General features: G+C 66.3%; 17 protein-coding genes. 8 read left to right on the forward strand and 9 right to left on the reverse strand.

The genetic code is table 11. From position 1 onward, the window contains the following. Positions 1 to 81 precede the first annotated feature (81 nt). The 4 genes from J0M27_RS14550 to J0M27_RS14565 all read left to right on the forward strand — a co-directional run bounded on the left by J0M27_RS14550 (position 82) and on the right by J0M27_RS14565 (position 6,618). Positions 82 to 1,254: an efflux RND transporter periplasmic adaptor subunit gene (locus J0M27_RS14550; protein WP_294993091.1), complete on the forward strand. Its 1,173-nt coding sequence runs from the start codon at positions 82 to 84 to the stop codon at positions 1,252 to 1,254. Beyond that, positions 1,255 to 4,383 (forward strand): efflux RND transporter permease subunit, encoded by a 3,129-nt coding sequence (locus J0M27_RS14555; protein WP_294993094.1) that lies wholly within the window; start codon positions 1,255 to 1,257, stop codon positions 4,381 to 4,383. Continuing rightward, positions 4,376 to 5,782, forward strand: a complete 1,407-nt coding sequence (locus tag J0M27_RS14560) for an efflux transporter outer membrane subunit (protein ID WP_294993097.1) — start codon at positions 4,376 to 4,378, stop codon at positions 5,780 to 5,782. The genes J0M27_RS14555 and J0M27_RS14560 overlap by 8 nt, the downstream gene beginning before the upstream one ends. Positions 5,783 to 6,177: 395 nt before the next feature. Beyond that, positions 6,178 to 6,618, forward strand: coding sequence for a hemerythrin family protein (locus J0M27_RS14565; RefSeq protein ID WP_294993100.1), 441 nt, complete (start codon positions 6,178 to 6,180; stop codon positions 6,616 to 6,618). Positions 6,619 to 6,657: 39 nt separating this feature from the next. On the opposite strand, the gene J0M27_RS14570 is transcribed toward J0M27_RS14565, so the two are convergent. The 5 genes from J0M27_RS14570 to J0M27_RS14590 form a co-directional block, all read right to left on the reverse strand. Continuing rightward, positions 6,658 to 7,263 (reverse strand): DUF3365 domain-containing protein, encoded by a 606-nt coding sequence (locus J0M27_RS14570; protein WP_294993103.1) that lies wholly within the window; start codon positions 7,261 to 7,263, stop codon positions 6,658 to 6,660. Between the two features lie 81 nt (positions 7,264 to 7,344). Beyond that, positions 7,345 to 7,917, reverse strand: a complete 573-nt coding sequence (locus J0M27_RS14575; RefSeq protein ID WP_294993106.1) for a hypothetical protein — start codon at positions 7,915 to 7,917, stop codon at positions 7,345 to 7,347. Positions 7,918 to 7,922: 5 nt separating this feature from the next. Then, the gene (locus tag J0M27_RS14580; protein ID WP_365962858.1) at positions 7,923 to 8,813 is read right to left on the reverse strand and encodes a Tim44-like domain-containing protein; all 891 of its coding nucleotides are present in this window, start codon (positions 8,811 to 8,813) and stop codon (positions 7,923 to 7,925) included. A 14-nt stretch (positions 8,814 to 8,827) separates the two neighbouring features. Continuing rightward, a complete protein-coding gene (gene ubiE / locus J0M27_RS14585; protein WP_294993109.1) occupies positions 8,828 to 9,571 on the reverse strand; it encodes a bifunctional demethylmenaquinone methyltransferase/2-methoxy-6-polyprenyl-1,4-benzoquinol methylase UbiE in 744 nt (247 codons plus the stop codon). Positions 9,572 to 9,577: 6 nt separating this feature from the next. Next, positions 9,578 to 9,997: a DUF971 domain-containing protein gene (locus J0M27_RS14590; protein ID WP_294993112.1), complete on the reverse strand. Its 420-nt coding sequence runs from the start codon at positions 9,995 to 9,997 to the stop codon at positions 9,578 to 9,580. Between the two features lie 117 nt (positions 9,998 to 10,114). Here J0M27_RS14590 and phoB point away from each other — a divergent pair, with 117 nt between their 5' ends. Both phoB and phoR read left to right on the forward strand, forming a co-directional pair. Next, entirely contained in the window at positions 10,115 to 10,801 is a 687-nt protein-coding gene (phoB, locus tag J0M27_RS14595; RefSeq protein WP_294993116.1) for a phosphate regulon transcriptional regulator PhoB, read from the forward strand. After that, a complete protein-coding gene (gene phoR, locus J0M27_RS14600; RefSeq protein ID WP_294993118.1) occupies positions 10,798 to 12,102 on the forward strand; it encodes a phosphate regulon sensor histidine kinase PhoR in 1,305 nt (434 codons plus the stop codon). The genes phoB and phoR overlap by 4 nt, the downstream gene beginning before the upstream one ends. Here the strand turns inward: phoR and J0M27_RS14605 are convergent. Genes J0M27_RS14605 through J0M27_RS14620 form a run of 4 tightly spaced genes read right to left on the reverse strand, consistent with a single transcriptional unit; the run spans position 12,093 to position 18,612 of the window. Then, a complete protein-coding gene (locus tag J0M27_RS14605; RefSeq protein ID WP_294993120.1) occupies positions 12,093 to 13,748 on the reverse strand; it encodes a hypothetical protein in 1,656 nt (551 codons plus the stop codon). The genes phoR and J0M27_RS14605 overlap by 10 nt on opposite strands. After that, complete coding sequence (locus J0M27_RS14610) at positions 13,745 to 14,188, reverse strand: HIT family protein (protein ID WP_294993122.1); 444 nt, start codon at positions 14,186 to 14,188, stop codon at positions 13,745 to 13,747. Before J0M27_RS14610 ends, J0M27_RS14605 begins: the two co-directional genes overlap by 4 nt. A 48-nt stretch (positions 14,189 to 14,236) precedes the next feature. Then, entirely contained in the window at positions 14,237 to 14,836 is a 600-nt protein-coding gene (locus tag J0M27_RS14615; protein ID WP_294993125.1) for a hypothetical protein, read from the reverse strand. A 5-nt stretch (positions 14,837 to 14,841) separates the two neighbouring features. Continuing rightward, complete coding sequence (locus J0M27_RS14620) at positions 14,842 to 18,612, reverse strand: DUF3683 domain-containing protein (RefSeq protein WP_294993128.1); 3,771 nt, start codon at positions 18,610 to 18,612, stop codon at positions 14,842 to 14,844. Positions 18,613 to 18,842: 230 nt separating this feature from the next. Here J0M27_RS14620 and J0M27_RS14625 point away from each other — a divergent pair, with 230 nt between their 5' ends. Both J0M27_RS14625 and J0M27_RS14630 read left to right on the forward strand, forming a co-directional pair. After that, a complete protein-coding gene (locus tag J0M27_RS14625; protein ID WP_294993131.1) occupies positions 18,843 to 19,547 on the forward strand; it encodes a LemA family protein in 705 nt (234 codons plus the stop codon). A gap of 25 nt (positions 19,548 to 19,572) precedes the next feature. After that, positions 19,573 to 19,986: TPM domain-containing protein (locus tag J0M27_RS14630; RefSeq protein WP_294993140.1), on the forward strand; the 414-nt coding region annotated here is incomplete at its 3' end.

Raw genomic sequence — 19,986 nt, forward strand, 5'->3', positions numbered from 1 at the left:
CCTTTTTTGTTTGCGCCATGAAATACTTCGGCCTTTGCGGCGCGCCTGCAGAGGGTGCCGGAATCGCAGCCGGAGCATGCAATGAACCGATACCTTGCCTTTGTCATGTTGGCGCTGCTCGCCGCCTGCGGCGAGGGCGACAAGAAGCCGGGCGCCGGCTCGGCCGCCGGACCCGGCGCCGCGCCGCCACCGCCCGAAGTCGAGGTGCTGATCGTCGCCACCGGCGCCGCAACCCTGACCCAGGATCTGCCTGGCCGCCTGATGGCGATCCGTAGCGCCCAGGTCCGCGCCCGAGTCGAGGGCGTGGTTGAAAAGCGCCTTTTCGCCGAAGGCAGCGACATCGCCGCCGGCACGCCGCTGTTCCGCATCGACGCGCGCACCTACCAGGCCAACCTGTCCGCCGCCGAAGCCGACCTGGCCAGCGCCGCCGCCAGCTTCAGCCGCCTCAAGCCGCTACTGGAAATCAAGGCCGTCAGCCAGCAGGAATACGACCAGGCATCGGCGCGCCACAAGCAGGCCGAAGCGGCGCTGGCCCGGGCCAGGCTCGACCTCGAGAACGCCGTACCTCCGGCGCCGATTTCCGGCCGCATCGGCCGCGCCCTGGTGACCGAGGGCGCCCTGGTCGGCAAGGGGGAAGCGACGCATCTGGCTACCATCGAACAGCTTGATCCCATACGCGTCGAGTTCTCGCAAAGCTATTCGGACATGCTGCGGCTGCAGCAGGCCGTCAAGGCCGGCAAGCAGAAGGCGGCCAAGGCGGCACAGGTCCGCTTGCTGCTCGAGGACGGTACGCTCTATCCCGAACCGGGGACCTTGCGCTTCGCCGATCTTGCCGTGGATCCCGGCACGGGATCCGTGCTGTTGCGCGCCGAGTTTCCCAATCCGCGGCGCGAACTGCTGCCCGGCACCTTTGCCCGGGTGCGTTTCCCGCAGGCCGAAGTCGAGGCCGCGATCCGCATTCCTCAGCGCTCGGTAACCGTTTCGCCGCTGGGACAGGGCGTGATGGTGGTCGATACCGAGGGCAAAGTGAATCAGCGCCCGGTCAAGACCGGCGGCATGGCGGCCCAGGACTTCCTCATCGAAAGCGGTCTCAAACCGGGCGATCAGGTCATCATCAATGGCCTGCAGAAAGCCAGACCAGGTGCCATTGTGAAACCGGTTCCGTGGGACCCGGCGAAAAAGCCGGGCCCGCCGCCAGGCGCCGTCCCCCCAGCGCCGACTGCCGAAGCCAAGCCAGCCGACGCCAAGAAATAGATGTTTGCCAAGTTCTTCATCGACCGGCCGATCTTCGCCTGGGTGATCGCCCTGATCATCCTGCTCGCCGGCGGCCTGGCGCTACGCCAACTCCCCGTGGCCAGCTATCCGGCGGTGGCGCCGCCGGCACTGTCGATCACCCTCAACTACCCGGGCGCTTCGGCGCAGGTGGTCGAGGAATCGGTGGTCGCGCTGATCGAGCAGGAGATGAACGGCATCGAACGCCTGCTCTATATGGAGTCGGCCTCGGAGCAAGGCATAGGCACGGTGACGCTGACCTTCGAGGCCGGCACCAACCTCGACCTCGCCTCGGTCGAAGCGCAGAACCGCATCAAGCGCGCCGAGGCGCGCCTGCCCGAGGAAGTCCGGCGCCTCGGCATCACGGTGAACAAGGCGGCGCGCAACTACCTGCTGTTCATCTCGCTGTTCTCGCCCGATAACAGCTCTTCCAACGTCGATCTCGGCAGCTATGCCGCCGCCAACGTGCTGGAAAACATCCGCCGCACGCCGGGCGTGGGCGAGGCCATCCTCTTCGGCACCGAGTACTCGATGCGCCTCTGGCTCAAGCCCGAAAAACTGCATGCCTACGGCCTGACGCCGGCCGACGTGGCCAAAGCGGTGCGCGCGCAGAACACCCAGCTCGCCGCCGGCGAACTTGGCCAGTTGCCGGCAGCCGACGGCCAGCAAATCAACGCCGTTATCGTCACCCGGTCGCGCCTCGCGACGCCCGAGGAGTTCGGCGAGATCATCGTCAAAGCCAACGCGGCGGGCGCCACGGTGCGCGTCAAGGACATTGCCCGCGTCGAGCTTGGCGCCCAGGACTACAGCATCGCCGCGCGCACCGACCAGCAGGCGTCGGCGGCGATCGCCGTGCGCATGGCGCCCGGTGCCAATGCGCTCGACACCGCCAAGGCGGTCAAGGAGCGCATGGCGGAGCTGGCGAAATACTTTCCCAAGGGCATTTCCTGGGTTATCCCCTACGACACCTCGCGCTTCGTAGACATCTCGATCCGCGAGGTGCTGAAGACCCTGGCCGAGGCCATGGCCCTGGTCTTCCTGGTGATGTACGTCTTCCTCGGCAACCTGCGCGCCACCTTCATTCCGGCCATCGTCGTGCCGGTGGCCCTGGTCGGCGGCCTGGTCGGGCTCTACCTCTTCGGCTACTCGGTCAATGTGCTGACCCTGTTCGCCATGGTGCTGGCGATCGGCATCGTGGTCGACGACGCCATTGTGGTCGTCGAAAACGTCGAGCGCATCATGAGCGAGGAGAACCTGCCGCCGCGCGATGCCACGCGCAAGGCCATGGACCAGATCGTCGGCGCCATCATCGCCATCACCCTTGTGCTGTCTGCCGTGTTCGTGCCGATGGCCTTCTTCGGCGGTTCCACCGGCGCCATCTACCGCCAGTTCGCCGTGACCCTGGTGCTGACCATGGGCTTCTCGGCGCTGCTCGCCCTGTCGCTGACGCCGGCCCTGTGCGCCACCCTGCTCAAGCACAAGCCGGGCAGCGACGACCTGGTGCCCACGCGCGGGGTGCTCGGCATGTTCAACCGCGGCTTCGCCGCGACGGTGAAACGCTACCTCGCCGGCACGCGCGCCATGCTTGGCCGTCCCTGGCGCTGGCTGGTCGTCTATCTCGCGATCCTCGGCGCCACCGGCTGGTTGTTCACCAAGTTGCCCGGCAGCTTCCTGCCCGATGAGGACCAGGGCTATTTCATCAGCGTGATCCAGTTGCCCTCGGGCGCGACGCGCGAGCGCACGCTGGAAGTGTTGCAGGAAGCCGAGGCCTACTTTCTCAAGCAGAAGGAAGTGCAGCACGTGATCGGCGTTGCCGGCTTCTCCTTCTTCGGTCGCGGCCAGAACGCGGCGATCACCTTCGTCCGCCTCAAGGACTGGGACGAGCGCCCGGGCAAGGACGCCGAGGCGCCCGCCGTTGTGCGGCGCGCCAATATGGCCTTCTTCCGCATCAAGCAGGCAATGATGTTCGCCGTCAACGTGCCGCCGATTCCCGAACTCGCGGCGATCGGTGGCTTCGATTTCCGCCTCCAGGACCGCGGCGGCCTCGGCCGCGAAAAGCTGCTCGAAGCCCGCAACATGGCGCTCGGCATGGCCGGGCAGAATCCGGTGCTGGTCGGCGTCCGGCCCGAAGGCCAGGAGGCCGGGCCGCAGATCTTCCTCGACGTCGACCGCCTCAAGGCGCGCGCGCTGGGCGTCGACCTCGCCGACCTCAACGAGGTGCTGCAGTCGGCGCTGGGTGTGGCCTACATCAACGACTTCGTGCGCCAGGGCCGCGTGCTGCGGGTGCAGATGCAGGCCGAGCCCGACACCCGGCGCACGCCCGAGGACATCTTGCGCCTGCCGGTGAAGAACGCCCGCGGCGAGATGATTCCGCTGGCCGAGCTGGCGCGCGCCTCCTGGGTCACCGGCGCGCCCAAGCTCGACCGCTTCAACGGCCTGCCCTCGATGAAGGTTTCCGGCAATGCCGCACCTGGGCGCTCCACCGGCGAAGCCATGAAGGCGATGGAAGAGGTCGCCGCCAAGCTGCCGCCCGGCATCGGCTTCGAATGGTCCGGCACCTCGTTCGAAGAACGCCAGTCCGGCAGCCAGGCGCCCTTCCTCTTCGCCGTCTCGCTGGTCGTGGTCTTCCTCTGCCTCGCCGCACTTTACGAAAGCTGGTCGATCCCCTTCGCCGTGATGCTGGTGGTGCCGCTGGGCATCTTCGGCTCGGTGCTCGCCGTGGAACTGCGCGGCCTGACCAACGACGTGTATTTCAAGGTCGGCCTGATCGCCATCATCGGCCTGTCGGCGAAGAACGCGATCCTGATCATCGAGTTCGCCCGCGAGTTGCAGGAGCAGGGCATGGAACTCGTCGAGGCCACACTGGAAGCCTGCCGCCTGCGCATCCGGCCCATCGTCATGACCTCGATCGCCTTCATTTTCGGCGTCATGCCGCTGGCCCTGTCCACCGGCGCCGGCGCCAACAGCCGCCACGCCATCGGCACCGGCGTGATGGGCGGCATGATCACGGCGACGGTGCTCGCTGTGTTCTTCGTCCCGGTGTTCTTCCTTGTCGTGCGCCGCATCTTCCCCGGGCACAGTCGGCATCACGGAGAGGACAAGCATGAGTAAGCACCTGCTCCCCTTGCTTGCCTTGCTGGCTGCAGGCTGCTCGATGGTTCCCGAGTATCAGCGCCCGACCGCGCCGGTGCCGGCGGCCTGGCCGGCCGAGGCAAAAACCGGCGCTGGCGGCACGGCGACTGTCGGCGGCGACTGGCGCCAGCACTTTCCCGATCCGCGCCTGCAGGCCCTGGTCGCCGCCGCGCTGGAGCACAACCGCGACCTGCGCATCGCGCTGGCGCGCGTGGACGAGGCGCGCGCCCAGGCCGGCCTCGCCCGTGCCGACCGCTTGCCCCAGATCGATGCTGCCGCCCAGCGCGCCGCCTCGCTGACCCCGGCCGACCTCGCGGCCAACAACCGCCAGCTTAACGCCCAGCGCTACGACGTGAACCTCGGCATCAGCGCCTTCGAGCTCGACTTCTGGGGCCGCGTCAAGAGCCTCGACGCGGCGGCGCAGGCGAGTTTCCTCGCCAGCGAGCAGGCGCAGAAGAGCTTCCGCCTCGGCCTCATCGCCGACGTGGCGAGCGCCTACTTCAGCCAGATCGAGCTGCAGGAGCGTGTCGCGCTGGCAGCAGCGACGCTGGCCAACCGCGGCGAAAGCCGCCGCCTGATCGTCGCCCGGCGCGATGTTGGTCTCGCCGGTGACCTCGACGTGCTGGCCGCCGACAGCGCGATGCAGGCCACCCGCGCCGAGCTGGCCAATCTGATGCGCCAGCTCGCCGCCGCCGAGAATGCGCTGCGCCTGCTGGTCGGCGCCACGCCCGCGCTGCCGGCCGGGCGCCGGCTGGCCGAGCAGGAACTGGTGGCCGAAGTGCCGGTCGGCCTGCCTTCCGAAGTGCTGCTGGCCCGCCCCGACGTGCTGGCCGCCGAGCAGCGCCTGCTGGCCGCCAATGCCAACATCGGCGCCGCGCGCGCTGCCTTCCTGCCGCGCATCCTGCTCACCGCCGCGCTGGGCACTGCCAGCCGCTCGCTGGCCGGCCTGTTCGACGCCGGCAGCGGCGCCTGGAGCTTCAACCCGGTGCTGCGCTATCCGCTGTTTGATGCCGGGCGCAGCCAGGGCAGCGTGGACCTGGCCGAGGCGCGCAAGACCATCGCCGTCGCCGACTATGAAAAAGTGCTGCAGCAGGCCTTCCGCGAAATCGCCGACCTGCTCGCCGCGCGCGAGCAATACGCCGAGCAGCTGGCGGCGCAGGAAGCGGCGACCAGGGCGCAGGGCGAACGCCAGCGCATGGTCGAGGCGCGGCACAACGCAGGGCTGTCAAGCTATCTCGAACTGCTCGATGCCCAGCGCGAGCACTTCGCGGCGCAACAGTCGGCGCTGGCGACACGGCGGCAACTCCTGGCGACGGACGCGAGCTTCTACAAGGCGTTGGGTGGCAGTGCGGCTTCCAGCCTTGCCGAAATCAGATGATCGGGTCGGAGTGCCAGGAATGTATAAGACCATCCGGTTCGGCAATGATGGTTGCGGTCGCTATGCTTAACGCCAGTTGGGCTGGCGTTAGCCTTCCTGAAACCGCTTTTTTTCGCCGGAAGACTGCAACCGGCATGCTGCAAGGCTGCGTCTCGACGGTGCTGGAGATGCCCCTGTGCTACCGAGCACCGATTTCGACAGGCGGACGGGGTTCACTGTTCATGTGGTAGCGGCAATGTCTGACCCGGCGAGCGGAAGTTTATGCAATTTCCGCTTGGAGCCAAATAATGCGATGGATAGGCGACAACCAAGTTTCACCCAGCCTCCCAGCCGGATGCGCGCCGTGATTGGTTCCAGATAAAATAGGCACTATTTGTGGCAGAACGGACACTGGAATGTATTCGGACTCTGGTCAATCGGCGAGCGGGCAGACCCGGAATCAGTATCCGCTGTTGGGTTTGCCCGAGATCGATTCCCAACATCTTGCCTTGTTCGCGCAGTTCGATCGCCTGATCGGCAAACCCCATTCACATCCCGTGGCCGAGCCTTTTTCGGAAATCCTGAGCCAGTTGGGTCGCCAGATCGCCGCCCATTTCGATAGTGAGGAGTCCCTTCTCAAGGCCTGCGGCATGCCGCGCGAGGAGCTTGCGGAACACCTGGCGGCGCACGAGAAAATCCTTGAGGAGTACTCCCAACTGAACCTGGACCTGATGGCAGGAAAGGCGATCGGACAGCAGGGCATCCTGGAAATGGTCAGGCGCTGGATCGTTGACCATATTCATCAGTACGATTTCCGGATCAGGGACTATCTTTCCGTGTCCCCGGATCAAGGCTGATCGCGGACCCGGCGCGCCGGGTCCGCGAGCGGCGAGACCTCAGAGTTTCTTGCGCACGCTGATGACGCCGCGGATCTGACCTTCGGAATAACCAGTGGCGCGATCGTTGGGGTAGTGCTGACCGAGCGCAGCCTTTATTCCGGGACTGAGGGTTTCGCTCGGGCCATGGCAGCTAAGGCAGAGTGGTTGCACCGGCAGCGCCTTGACGTAGCGATATTCGTCGCCGACCTTCTCGCCCTTTTCCAGTTTCATCGGAGGCTCGCCTGCGGCGGCGCGTTTGTCGAAATCCTCCAGTGCGGCCTTCTCCCATGCATCGGGTATGGCGCGGGCCTCATTGCGCACCTTGAGGCTGACACGCTTGATCTTCCAGCCTGTCTGCTGGGAGATTTCGCCGGCCATCTTCGGCGCCATGTCCTTGCACACGGGGATCGCCGCTTCAGCACTGGACTTCTTGATCTCGTCCTGGAGGGCGACGATCAACTTTGGCGGCAAGGTGGTCGCGACCTTGCGCGCTTCGGCCAGGATGGCGTCGTCGTTGGCAAAGGCCGGTGGCGCGACGAAGGGCACGACCACCGCCGCGACTGCGAACAGGCTTTTTGCCCGGCGATCTATCCCAGAAAACGCAAGTATCAACTCCGCATTCATATGCTTCCTCCGAGTGTTCAAGCGGATCGATTTGAGCACAAGCCGACGACGGACCGCCAATAGAAAAAACTCAGCCGGCTATCAAGCCAGTCGCTGCAGTCGCTTGTCCAGTCTGGCCACGTCGTCGCGCAGCCGGTCGATCTCGGCCGAGAACGAAGTTATGTCCGCCTGGCGGGCGATCAGGGGCTGCTCTTCGGTAAAGTACTCGGCGAGGTTGGCGGCAAAATTCTGCGTTGCCTGCCGTTGCCGCGCCGCCAGTTCCTGGCCGCCCTTGATGAGGCGGTGGGCGGCGATGTCGCCGATCAAGTTAGACAAATCCTCCTCCGCATCCCAGCGAAGGTTGCGGATAACGAAGCCGAGGGCTTCGGCGAACTCCGCCGAGCCTTCGATGCGCGCCGCGCGCATGACCGCGTCCTTGCCTTGCAGCGCGAGCAGCGGGGTGGTAGCAGGCAGCGAAATGCTGACTTCGAGTTCCGCGTCGGCTGCCGGCGCGGCGATGCTGCCGTCCGGCGCAATCAAAAAAGCCGCCTCGAAAGGCGGCAATTTGATTTGGGCAGAATGCCCGGCGAAAGGCATGAGCTTTTCGCGCGCCCAGGCCGCCTGACCCAGAACGTGGTTGATAGCGGCCTGGATCGGCGCGGGCAGCGGCAGCATGCGAATTACTGGACCTGCTGGATGCCGGCGATGGCCCAGCCGCGGCTGCCGTCAGTGGGCTTGGTCAGATGCCAGACTTCGGCAAAGGCTTCGGGCGCGGCATCGTCCTCGCGCAGGGTGCCGTGGAAGCGCACGCTGGCGATATGGTTGCCGCCCTCGCTGACGACCTCCAGCACTTCGGCGTCGAGCTGCTGCACGTCGGTCTCCTGCGCCTTGCTGCCGCGCTCGCGGTACTGCATTTCGATCTCGGCATAGAGCTCGGGCGCGGTGAATTGGCGGATGTCGTCCATGTCGCCGCGGTCGTTGGCGGCCTGCAGGCGGATGAAGTTGAGCTTGGCCTGACGCAGGAAGCCGGGGACGTCGAAATCGGCCGGGATGCTGCCGGCAGCGGCGGCGCTCGCCGTGCCGCCAGCGCCGACCCCTGACGGACCGGCTTCGAACTGCGATGCCACCGGGGTGAAGTTCGTGGGCGCGCTTGCGCCGGGTGCGGCGCCGGCATACTGCATCGCCGGCTGCGGCTCGCGCTTGCGCATCAGCAGGCGCACGACGAAGATCGCCGCGAATACCAGCAGCGCAATCATCAGGAAGCTGGCCATGCCTTCGCCGAGGCCGAAGTGCGAGAGCAGGGCGGCGATGCCCAGACCGGCGGCCAGCCCGGCCAGCGGTCCGAGGAAACGGCTCATGCCCTGCTTGGGCGGCGTCGCCGCGGCGGCGGGGGCAGCGGCAGGTGCCGCCGGCTTGGCGGCTTGCGTCGGCGCCGCGGCGGGGGCGGCCGGGCTGGCCTGGCGCTGCATGCCGAAGGACTTGCCGCTGCCGAGGCGCTTGGCTTCCGCGTCCTGCGGTGTCATGCCGAGGCCGACGACGATGGCGAATGCTGCAATGGCGAGTTTCATCATGGTGGTGCTCCTCCTTAGAATTTGTAGCCCCGATGCAGCGCGACGACGCCGGCCGTCATGTTGAACACTTCGACACGCTCCAGGCCGGCTTGTTCCATCATCGCCTTGAGCGCGGCCTGGTCCGGATGCATGCGGATCGATTCCGCCAGGTAGCGGTAGGATTCGGCATCCCCGGCGATCTTTTGACCCAACCACGGCAGCAGCTTGAAGGAATACGCATCGTAGACCTTTCCCAGCGGTTTCCACACCTTGGAAAACTCCAGCACCAGCAATCGACCGCCGGGGCGCAACACGCGCCGCATCTCCTCGAGCGCCTTGTCCTTGTGCGTCATGTTGCGCAGGCCGAAGGCTACCGTGACGATGTCGAAATGGTTTTCCGGAAAGGGCAGTTTTTCGGCATCGCACTGGGCAATCGGCGCCAGAACGCCCTCGTCAAGCAGCCGATCGCGGCCGACCGTGAGCATGGCGTTGTTGATGTCGGTGAGCCAGACCTGGCCGCCGGTCTGCTCGAACGGGCCGACGCGACGAGCGAAGGCCGACGACAGGTCGGCGGTACCGCCGGCGACATCGAGCACGCGCTCGCCCGGGCGCGGTGCGGCGATTTCGATCGCGAACTTCTTCCACAGGCGATGCAGGCCGACCGACATGAGGTCGTTCATCAAGTCGTATTTCTGCGCGACGGACGAGAAGACGCCGGCGACACGCTGCGCCTTTTCCTTCTCGTCTACGGTTTCGAAACCGAAATGGGTCTCGCTCATTCTTGTCTAGTGGCTGCCGCAGCCGCCTGACTTTGGCGGCAGGGTGGTCGAGTCGATATCGCGGCTGGCGCCAGCCGTTTCAAGTCGTTCCAGATACTCGGCCCACAGCGCGTCGTGGTCGGCGCCGAGGTGGTGGAGCCAGTCCCAGGAGTAGATGCCGGTGTTGTGCCCGTCGGAAAAGGTCGGTTGTACCGCATAGTTGCCGACGGGATCAAGCGCGGTGATCTCGACATTGCGCTTTCCGGTTTGCAGGGTTTCCTGTCCGGGGCCGTGCCCGCGTACTTCCGCTGACGGGCTGTACACCCGCAGGAATTCCGCTGTCATCGTATAGCGGCTGCCATCGTCGAAGCCGACTTCCAGCGTGCGCGATTTTTTGTGCAGCGTGATCTCGGTGGGAATAGGGGTCTTGCGATCGAGACCGGCCATGGTTGCTGCTCCGTGATTGGGGCCGCTATCATAGCGCACACGGCGGTCGGCGACGATGTCACGGAATCGTCATCAAGCTGCAATAGACTGGCCTTTATCCCCTTCAAGAGCAGGCCCATGTCCGCAACGATACTGGTGGTGGAAGACGAACCGACGATCCAGTCGCTGATCGAAGTGAACCTGCGTCGCGCCGGGCATGTCGTGCAGCTCGCCTCCGACGCGGAAAGCGCGCGCCGCATGGTGCAGGAAGCCCTGCCCGATCTGGTTCTGCTCGACTGGATGCTGCCGGGCATGAGCGGCATCGACTTCGCCCGCCAGCTGCGAGGCGACGCGCGCACCCGGAGTCTGCCCATCATCATGCTGACGGCGCGGGCAGAGGAGCGCGACAAGGTCGATGGCCTCGAGGTCGGGGCCGACGACTATGTCACCAAACCCTTCAGCCCGCGCGAACTGATGGCGCGCATCAAGGCCGTGCTGCGGCGCCACGCACCGCAGGCCACCGATGATGCAGTCGAACTCGGTGGTCTGAGCCTCGACCCGGCAACACACCGGGTTACGGCAGGCGGCATGGAGATCGGCCTCGGCCCCACCGAATTTCGCCTGCTGCATTACCTGATGACCCATCCGGAGCGTGTGCACGGCCGCTCGCAACTGCTTGACCAGGTGTGGGGCGACCACGTATTCGTCGAGGAGCGCACCGTGGATGTGCACATCCGCCGCCTGCGCGCCGCCCTGGAGCCGAGCGGGCTTGATGGCCTGGTCCAGACAGTGCGGGGCAGCGGCTACCGGATGTCGGCCGGGTGAACGCGGTCCTGCGCGAATTGCTGACAGCGCTTGCGCTGGCGGCGCTGGCGGCATTGGGCGGCTGGTTCGCGGCGGGGGAGCGGGGAGCCGCGATCATGGCATTGGCCGCGGTCGGCATCTTTTTCCTGCGCCAGCTCTGGCTGGTAGTGCGTCTGATCCACTGGGCTCGCTGCCCTCTCGGCACGCCGACGCCGAGCGCCAGTGGCGCCTGGGGTGCGGCCTTTGAAGCCTTGCACCAGCGCGGACGCCTGGCCAGCGCCGAGCGCGAGCAGGCAACCCAGGAGCTGGACCGCTTCCGCCGTGCCGCCGAAGCGCTGCCCGATGGTGTGATGATCCTCGACGGCCATCGTGCCATCGAATGGATGAACCTGCATGCGGAAGCCTGCCTGGGGCTCAAGAGTTCCGTCGATACCGGCAGCCGCATCACCCATCTGCTGCGTGAGCCTGAATTCCTTGCCTATCTCGACAGCCCCGACCACCGCGGCGCGCCGCTGGAGTTGCACACGCAACGCAATCCCGGGCGCAGTCTGCAGGTGCAGGCGGCACCCTTTGCCGCGGGGCGAACACTGCTGCTGGTGCGCGACGTGACGCAGTTGCAGAAGCTCGCGACCATGCGCCGCGATTTCGTCGCCAACGTGTCGCATGAACTCAAGACGCCGCTGACCGTGACGCTCGGTTTCGTCGAAACTGCGCAGGACGCCTTGCACGACGCCCCGCCACCCGAAATAGCGCGTTATCTGCAGACCGCCGCCGACCAGGCGCGGCGCATGCAGCAGCTGATTGACGACCTGCTGACACTGTCCGCGCTGGAAACGGATGCACCGCCCCCGCTGGAAGACCGCATCGAGGTGGCGGCATTGCTGGAGGACGTTCGGCAGGAGATAAGCACCCTGTCCGGCGGACGACATCGCATCGCGCTGGAAAGCGCCGGTCCGGCCTGGCTGCTGGGCAGCGCCCGGGAATTGCGCTCGGCCTTCGCCAATCTGGCCGGCAACGCCGTGCGCTACACGCCGCAGGGCGGCGCCGTCACGCTGCAGTGGAGCGTGGACGGAACGTCGGGCGCGCGCTTCGCGGTTCAGGACAACGGCATCGGTATCGCGCGCGAACACCTGCCGCGACTCACCGAGCGTTTCTACCGGGTGGATCGCGGCCGTTCGCGCGAAGCGGGGGGCACGGGCCTCGGCCTCGCCATCGTCAAGCATGTGCTGGAGCGGCATCAGGCCGTGCTGCAAATCAACAGCGAACCGGGGCGGGGTTCCGTGTTCAGCGCGGTGTTCCCACCGCACCGGGTTCAGTCGTAATAGTTGCAGCGCTCGAACTCGATGCTGCGATCGAGGACGCGGAACAGCTTGAGGGTTTGCTGCTCCTGATCGACCAGGATCTCTATGCTGCGGTCGAGCATGAACGTACCGGCCGGCACGATGACGCTGGCCGACTCGTGGATGGCGGGAATCGCGGGCAGGAGGAATCCCGGGCGCCATCCATCGCGGGTTCCGTCGGCATGGACCACCCGCACCGTCGCGCTGCGCGCTTCGCCGGGGAACAACTGGATGCCGGCGACCAGCGCACTGTCGCCTTCGCGCAAGGCCCAGCGTACGTTGCCCAGCACGAAGTACTGGCCGTCGGCGGTTTTGACGGCTACCATTTGGCCGGCGCCGACCCGTGCGCCTTCTTTCAGCAGCCGGGTGATGCGCAGCCCTGCCGTTGACTGGTCGAGTACGCGCCAGTTCTCGATGTGGGATTCATCCTTGGTGGCCGTCCCATTGGCGCGCTGGCTGTGGGCGCCGAAGGTTTCAAATTCCTCGCGCTCGCGGCGCAGGGTGGAAACGCTGCGCGTCGGCGCGCGGAACGCCTGGCGTCCCGAAAGCTCGAAATGCACCGACTCGAGGCCGGGCACGACGCGGCAGTCGGCTATGGCCGGATGCCGTTCCTGGCGCCGTGCCACTCCGCCCTTGCACCAACGCTGCAGGGCGCGTTGCAACAACAGGGTGGCGGCGGGTTGGGTGACGTCGTCACCCAGTTGCAGGTCGGCCGGCGAGCGCCCCTGCTCCAGCAGGGCGATGCGCGCCACGATGCTTTTCCGCAGTTCGGTGGTTTCCAGCCAGCGCCCCCCGTCGGCGGATTCGGGGGTGTAGCCGGGGGCGCGATCGGAGCCCAGGTCGACCCACAGCGGCACGGCGCGGTTGCGGATGTCCTCCGGCGGCGCCGTGAGCAGCGTCAGTTTCACGCCCCAGCGCCGGGCCCAGCGCGCCACCCAGGCCAGGTGGCGCGCCGGGAGTTCATAGATATTGGCGGTGCTCAGCAGGCAACATTCGGAAAAGGCGGCCAGCGCGCTGGTATTGGCCTTTCCATGCCGAACCGGATCGGGTATTGCCCGTGCCGCAACGCCGAGAGCTTCGCCGGCGGCGAAGGTCTGGTTCAACTGTTGCCAGTAGCCGCCTGCGGGCGATTGCCCCGCGCGATACAGGTCGATTTGCCAATCGGCAAAGGTGGCGAGCACCCGCTCGACCAGCACCGCCGCTCGCGTTGCCTGTTCGGGATTGGCCACGCATTGGGTATGGAGCACCGACAGTCCGGCCGGCGAGGACATGCCGCCGCAAAAATCGTCGAAACAGCGCAGGTAGCCGAGCGCCAGTTCGTACCAGATGTTCAACGTGATATCCACCGCGGCCTGTTCGTGCGGGGCCAGCGGCAGCGGCTTCCCGGCGAACTTCTTCGAGGCATCTTCCTGCACGTTGCCCAGCGGTCCGCGCAGGGTTTCCAGCAGTGCGAAGCGCTCGGCGGCCGGCAACGTGAAGCGATGCAGCAGGCTCAGCTGGCGCAGGATCGACGACTGCGCCGCCACCGCGTTGGCAATCGGTACCGTCGACAGCCAGTCCTGGCAGCCTTTCGGATCGACGAATGCGGGTGTCTGTTCGGTTCCGGTGGGGGGCAGGTCAAAGTTCATGGCGTCTCATTCAGAGTCGAGAGTTCGTCTTCAAGTGCGCGCTTCAGGCTGGAGCGGGTCGGAGCGGCACGCACTGCGCCATCGCGTAGCTCGGCGGCCCAGATCGGCGCCGGGAAATGGCTGTCATCGTGCCAGCGCGGTATGACATGCCAATGAAGATGGGGCACCATGTTGCCGAGGCTGGCGAGGTTGATCTTGTCCGCTTCCGTGGTCCGGCGCAGGGCGCGTTCGGTGGCGAACACCACCTCCATCACGCGGTGGGCGGCATCCGGCGACAGGTCGGTCATCTCGGCGACATGGCGCTGCACCACGATGCGGCAGTACCCGGGGAAAGCGTCGCCCGCGGCATCGGCGACCCGCACCACGCGACACAGATCATCCTCCCACAGCAAATCGCCGCCGGGATGGGCGCAAAGTTCGCATTCGTCGTTGATTGCCACGCGGCAAGCATAGCGCCATTCCGCGGCTGTGTGCGCCTTGCGCCAGGGTCAGCGTGACGGAATTGGCAGGCCCATGCGCCAGCCCCATTCGCGCGGATGAGAAAGGCCCAGCGCGGGCGGCAGGCGCTTGCTGCGCCCGACGCCACCGGGGACCGCCGTCAGCGGCTTGACGGTGGATGGTTCCGGCAGCGGCGTATCGAGGGCGCGCGGCGCGTAGCAGTCGTCCATGCGGCCCTTGTCATCGCGTCGCAATCGAGGCCAGACCGCGTCGGCGCAAAATGAATGGATGCTCATGCAGCGGCCGCCATCCTCCGCGCAGAGGTACAGCTCCCAGCGCTCGTTGGTCTGCACCACCACCCTGGATCCGGCCTGCGGGACGTACTTCGCCCCGGTGAGGAAGTAGAGGCCCTTCTCGGTCTGCACCACGACCCAGGCGACGCGCCGCTCGTCCTGCACTTCCACGGGCGTCGCGGTCTGCGGCGGCGACACCAGCGTGACGGGCCGGAAGCGCTGCCAGACCGTGGTGTTGTGCAGCCTTTGCTCACCCGCGAACCGGAAGGCGAGCACGCCGACGACCATGCAGGCCAAGATGCCCAGCATCCAGAAAAAGGGGCGCTTGTCGATCGGGTGCGCTGCCTGCTGGTCCACGGCAATCACAACAGTACCCGTTCGATGCCGCCGCCATTGGCCGCACGCAGGTAGTCTTGCAGCCAGTCAGGTCCGAGGATGGTCCTGGCCATCTCCACCACGATGTAGTCGGCCGTAATGTCGGCATCGTTGTCATAGCGCGACAGGCCCTGCAGGCAGGAGGGGCACGAGGTCAGTATCTTCACCGTATCACCGGCGCCGACTTTTCTGAGTTCCGCCGCGCCGGCCTCGATCTCCTGCTGTTTGCGAAAGCGGATCTGGGTGGACACGTCCGGCCGCGATACCGCCAGGGTACCGGATTCGCCGCAGCAGCGATCGTTGAGCTCGACGCGGCTGCCCATCAGTGTGTTCGCCACCTTGATGCCCGAGTGGTGCTTCATCGGCGTGTGGCAGGGCTCGTGGTACATGTACTTCGTTCCACGCACGCCATCGAGCTTGATGCCCTTCTCGTAGAGCCACTCATGGATATCCACCAGCCGGCAGCCTGGGAATATCTTGCCGAATTCGTATTTCAGCAACTGGTCCATGCAGGTGCCGCAGGACACCACCACAGTCTTGATGTCGAGGTAGTTGAGCGTGTTGGCGACGCGGTGGAACAGCACGCGGTTGGCGGTGGTGATGGCCTGGCCCTTGTCCTCGTCGCCGCTGGCGGTCTGCGGGTAGCCGCAGCACAGGTAGCCCGGTGGCAGCACGGTGGTGGCGCCGGCGTGCCAGAGCATGGCCTGGGTAGCGAGGCCGACTTGCGAGAACAGGCGCTCCGAGCCGCAGCCGGGAAAGTAGAACACGGCTTCCGAGTCCTCGGCCATCCGCTGCGGATCGCGGATCACCGGGATCAGGCTGTCGTCGTCGATGTCGAGCAGGCCGCGCGAGGTGCGATTGGGCACGTTCTTCGGCATCGGCTTGTTGAGGAAGTGGATCACCTGCGCCTTGATCTCGGGGCGTCCCAGCGTGGCAGGTGGGTGCTTCACGCTGTCCTGGATCAGGCCGAAGGACTTGGCCAGCCTGTGGCCCAGGCGTTGCGCCTTGTAGCCGAGCTGGATCATGCCGGCGCGCACCAGCTTGATCGTCGCCGGGTCGGTGGCGCTGAGGAAGGCCATCGCCGCCGCCGATCCGGGATTGAACTTCTTCTTGCCCTGGCGGCGCAGGAAGTTGCGCATCGCCACCGAGACGTCACCGAAGTCGATATCGACCGGGCAGGGCGTCACGCACTTGTGGCAGACCGTGCAATGGTCGGCGACGTCGGAGAACTCGTCGAAATGCTGCAGGCTGATGCCGCGCCGCGTCTGCTCTTCGTAGAGGAAGGCCTCGATCAGCAGCGAGGTGCCGAGGATCTTGTTGCGCGGGCTGTAGAGCAGGTTGGCGCGCGGCACGTGGGTCGAGCAGACCGGCTTGCACTTGCCGCAGCGCAGGCAGTTCTTGATCGAATCGGAAATCCTGCCGATGTCGGACTGCTCCATGATCAGCGATTCGACGCCGAGCAGCGCGAATGACGGTGTGTAGGCGTTGGCGAGATCGCTGCCCTGCATCAGCTTGCCGCGATTGAAGCGGCCCTCGGGGTCGATCTTCCGCTTGTAGTCGCGGAAGGGGCGGATCTCGTCGTCGCCGAGGAATTCCAGCTTGGTGATGCCGATGCCATGTTCGCCGGAGACTACGCCGCCGAGGCTCTTCGCCAGCGCCATGATGCGCTCCACCGCTTTGTAGGCGGTCTGCAACATGGCATAGTGGTCCGAGTTCACCGGGATGTTGGTATGCACGTTGCCGTCGCCGGCGTGCATGTGCAGCGCGACGAAAACGCGGCCGCGCAGCACCTCGTTGTGGATCGCCTCGATGCCGGCCAGCACCGGGCGGAAGGCATTGCCTTCGAACAGGGATTCCAGCGGCGCCTTGAGTTCGGCCTTCCACGACACCCGCAGGCGGTAATCCTGCAGCTCGCGGAAATGCAGGTCGAGATTGTCGAGCAGCGACTGCCAGCTGGCGCGCACGCCGGCGACAAGCTCCAGCGCCTGCTCGCGCTTGTCGCCCAGCAGCAGTTCCGGATCGAGGTTGGCATCGCCCGCGTGCAGCGGCAGTTCGCCCCGCAGGAATTCCGTCAGCGCGTCGGCCAGTTCGATCTTGTTGGCCAGCGACAGTTCGATGTTGATGCGTTCGATGCCGTCGCAGTAGTCGCCCATGCGCGGCAGCGGGATGACGACGTCCTCGTTGACCTTGAAGGCGTTGGTGTGCTTGGAGATCGCGGCGGTGCGCGCGCGGTCGAGCCAGAACTTCTTGCGCGTCTCGGGCGAGACGGCGATGAAGCCTTCGGCGCCGCGTGCGTTGGCCAGCTTCACTACTTGCGAAGCGGCGGCCATCACCGCCGTGTCGTCAGCGCCGACTATGTCGCCGATCAGCACCATCTTGGGCCGGCCGTGGCGTTTTGCCTTGGTCGCGTAGCCGACGGCACGCACATAGCGCTCGTCGAGGTGCTCCAGTCCGGCAAGTTGCACGCCGGCGGCGAGGCCCGCACCGCCCGGCTTGAAGTAATCGGTGATCTCGACGATCGACGGCACGGCGTCGGTGACGCGGCCGAAGAATTCGAGGCAGACCGTGCGCGTCACCGGCGGCATCCTGTGCAGCACCCACACCGCCGAAGTAATCAGGCCGTCGGTGCCTTCCTTCTGCACGCCGGGGATGCCGGCGAGGAACTTGTCGGTGACGTCCTTGCCCAGGCCCTCCTTGCGGAACAGCCGGCCGGGCACGTCGAGTTGCTCCTCGCCCAGCTTCTTCTTGCCGCTCGCGTCCCAGCGCGTCAGGCGGAAGCTGACCAGTTCCTGCTCGTGGATCTTGCCGAAGTTGTGGTTCAGGCGTTCGACGTCGAGCCAGTTGCCGTCGGGCGTCACCATGCGCCACGAGGCCAGGTTGTCCAGCGCCGTGCCCCACAGCACGGCCTTCTTGCCGCCCGCGTTCATGGCGATGTTGCCACCGATGCAGGAGGCATCGGCCGAGGTCGGGTCGCAGGCGAAGACCAGCTCGGCCTTCTCCGCCGCTTCCATGACGCGGCGCGTGACGACGCCGGCGCCGGTGCGCACCGTCGCGTAGTCCGTGTCGGTGCCGGGAAGGCGCTTCATCTCGACCGCACCCAGGTCGATCAGTTTCTCGGTATTGATCACCACCGACAGCGCGTCGAGCGGCACCGCTCCGCCGGTGTAGCCGGTGCCGCCGCCGCGCGGGATGATGGTCAGGCCCAATTCGATGCAGGCGGCGACCAGCGGCGCCATTTCCTCTTCGGTATCGGGCGCCAGCACCACGAAGGGGTACTCGACGCGCCAGTCGGTGGCGTCGGTGACGTGCGAGACACGGGCCAGGCCGTCGAAGCAGATGTTGTCCTTGCGGGTGTGCTTCGCCAGCGCCTTGAAGGCCTTCTTGCGCAGGCTGCGCGTGGCTTCGAACCATTGCTCGAAATCCTGCACCGCGGCCTGTGCGGCAGCCAGCAGCGAGGCCACGCGTTCATTGCCCTCGCGCCGCTTGTCGATCTCGCGCAGCCGGTGGCGCAGCGCCTCGACCAGGGCCTCGCGCCGTTCGCGATTGCCAAGCAGGTCGTCTTCGAGGTAGGGATTGCGCCGCACCACCCAGATGTCGCCCAACACCTCGTAGAGCATGCGCGCTGAACGGCCGGTGACGCGCTCCGCGCGGAGCTCGGTCAGCGTTGCCCAGGCCTCGGCCCCGAGCAGGCGAATGACGATCTCGCGGTCGGAAAACGAGGTGTAGTTATAGGGGATTTCGCGCAGGCGGGCGGTCATGCCGGGATTCGGTGAAGCCAAAGGCCTCTATTGTAGGCGATGGGGCTGCGGCGGCGACGTGGCCGGGCAGTCGCAAAGACCTTGAGAGCGGAGGGATTTTGACGTGGTTGCCGTACCACCGGCGCCGACTTTTGCTCCGGCTGCGTCCGTTGCTGGCAGAGCCGCCCCTTGCAATCGCAAGCCATCGCCGCCATATTCCCCCTGTTTCCCCCAACCTGATGGAGAACTCCATGCGCCTGCGCCTGCTCGCCGTCCTCGCCTTTGCCGCGACCCTGCTGTCCGGCTGCGGCTACAACCAGATCCAGATCAATGACGAGTCGGTGACGGCCGCGTGGTCGGAGGTGCTCAACCAGTACAAGCGCCGCGCCGACCTGATACCGAACCTGGTGTCGGTGGTGCAGGGCTATGCCAGCCACGAGAAGGAAGTGCTGACGCGCGTCACCGAGGCGCGCGCCAACGTCGCGGGGATCAAGGCCACGCCCGAGCTGATCAACGATCCGGAAGCGTTCGCCAGGTTCCAGAAGGCGCAGGGCGACCTCGGCGGCGCGCTGTCGCGGCTGTTGGTGGTGGCGGAGAATTATCCGCAACTCAAGGCCGACGCCAATTTCCGCGACCTGCAGGCGCAGGTGGAAGGCACCGAGAACCGCATTACCGTGGCACGCAACCGCTATATCAAGAGCGTGCAGGAGTACAACGTTTCGGTGCGCACCTTCCCCAACAACCTGACCGCGATGGTCATGGGCTGGAAGATCAAGGCCAATTTCACGGTCGAGGACGAAAAGGCCATCTCGACGCCGCCGGCCATCAAGTTCGACGCGCCGGCGGCTGCTCCCGCTGCCACGCCGGCGCCAAGCGCCGTTCCGCCTGCGACCGCAGGAAGTCCCGGTGGGGCGCCGACTTCTGCGCCGGCAGCAGCGCCCGCCACGGCCAAGTAGTGCCGTGAAGCTGTCCTGGCCGGCGCTGCTGGCCGTGTTCTGCCTGCTCCTGCCCTTCGCCGGCAGGGCGGTCGAGCCGGTGCCGCTGCCGGCGCTGGGTTCCCGCGTCACGGACCTCACCGGCACGCTCGACGCCACGCAGCGCGGCCGGCTTGAAGCGCGGCTGGCCGCGATCGACCGCAGCGGACGCGCGCAGGTCGCCGTGCTGCTGCTGCCGACGACGCAGCCCGAGGCCATCGAGCAATTCGGCATCCGCCTCGCCGAAGCGTGGAAGATCGGGCGCAAGGGTGCCGACGATGGCGTCATCGTCATCGTCGCCAAGGATGACCGCAAGATGCGCATCGAGGTCGGCTACGGGCTCGAAGGATCGATTCCCGATGCCATCGCCCGCCGCATCATCGCCGAGCGTATGGCGCCGGCTTTCAAGCAGGGCGATTTC

Origin of the sequence: Sulfuritalea sp. (assembly GCF_017302275.1) — a bacterium.
Taxonomy (GTDB): Bacteria; Pseudomonadota; Gammaproteobacteria; order Burkholderiales; family Rhodocyclaceae; genus Sulfuritalea.

What these genes read in the sequence shown, in the direction of transcription:
- J0M27_RS14555 (WP_294993094.1), top strand. Translation starts at nt 1,255, where the DNA reads ATGTTTGCCAAGTTCTTCATCGACCGGCCGATCTTCGCCTGGGTGATC.
- J0M27_RS14565 (WP_294993100.1), top strand. Translation starts at nt 6,178, where the DNA reads ATGTATTCGGACTCTGGTCAATCGGCGAGCGGGCAGACCCGGAATCAG.
- J0M27_RS14570 (WP_294993103.1), bottom strand. Translation starts at nt 7,263, where the DNA reads ATGAATGCGGAGTTGATACTTGCGTTTTCTGGGATAGATCGCCGGGCA.
- J0M27_RS14605 (WP_294993120.1), bottom strand. Translation starts at nt 13,748, where the DNA reads ATGAACTTTGACCTGCCCCCCACCGGAACCGAACAGACACCCGCATTC.
- J0M27_RS14560 (WP_294993097.1), top strand. Translation starts at nt 4,376, where the DNA reads ATGAGTAAGCACCTGCTCCCCTTGCTTGCCTTGCTGGCTGCAGGCTGC.
- J0M27_RS14575 (WP_294993106.1), bottom strand. Translation starts at nt 7,917, where the DNA reads ATGCTGCCGCTGCCCGCGCCGATCCAGGCCGCTATCAACCACGTTCTG.
- phoB (WP_294993116.1), top strand. Translation starts at nt 10,115, where the DNA reads ATGTCCGCAACGATACTGGTGGTGGAAGACGAACCGACGATCCAGTCG.
- J0M27_RS14550 (WP_294993091.1), top strand. Translation starts at nt 82, where the DNA reads ATGAACCGATACCTTGCCTTTGTCATGTTGGCGCTGCTCGCCGCCTGC.
- J0M27_RS14580 (WP_365962858.1), bottom strand. Translation starts at nt 8,813, where the DNA reads ATGATGAAACTCGCCATTGCAGCATTCGCCATCGTCGTCGGCCTCGGC.
- J0M27_RS14625 (WP_294993131.1), top strand. Translation starts at nt 18,843, where the DNA reads ATGCGCCTGCGCCTGCTCGCCGTCCTCGCCTTTGCCGCGACCCTGCTG.
- J0M27_RS14590 (WP_294993112.1), bottom strand. Translation starts at nt 9,997, where the DNA reads ATGGCCGGTCTCGATCGCAAGACCCCTATTCCCACCGAGATCACGCTG.
- J0M27_RS14620 (WP_294993128.1), bottom strand. Translation starts at nt 18,612, where the DNA reads ATGACCGCCCGCCTGCGCGAAATCCCCTATAACTACACCTCGTTTTCC.
- ubiE (WP_294993109.1), bottom strand. Translation starts at nt 9,571, where the DNA reads ATGAGCGAGACCCATTTCGGTTTCGAAACCGTAGACGAGAAGGAAAAG.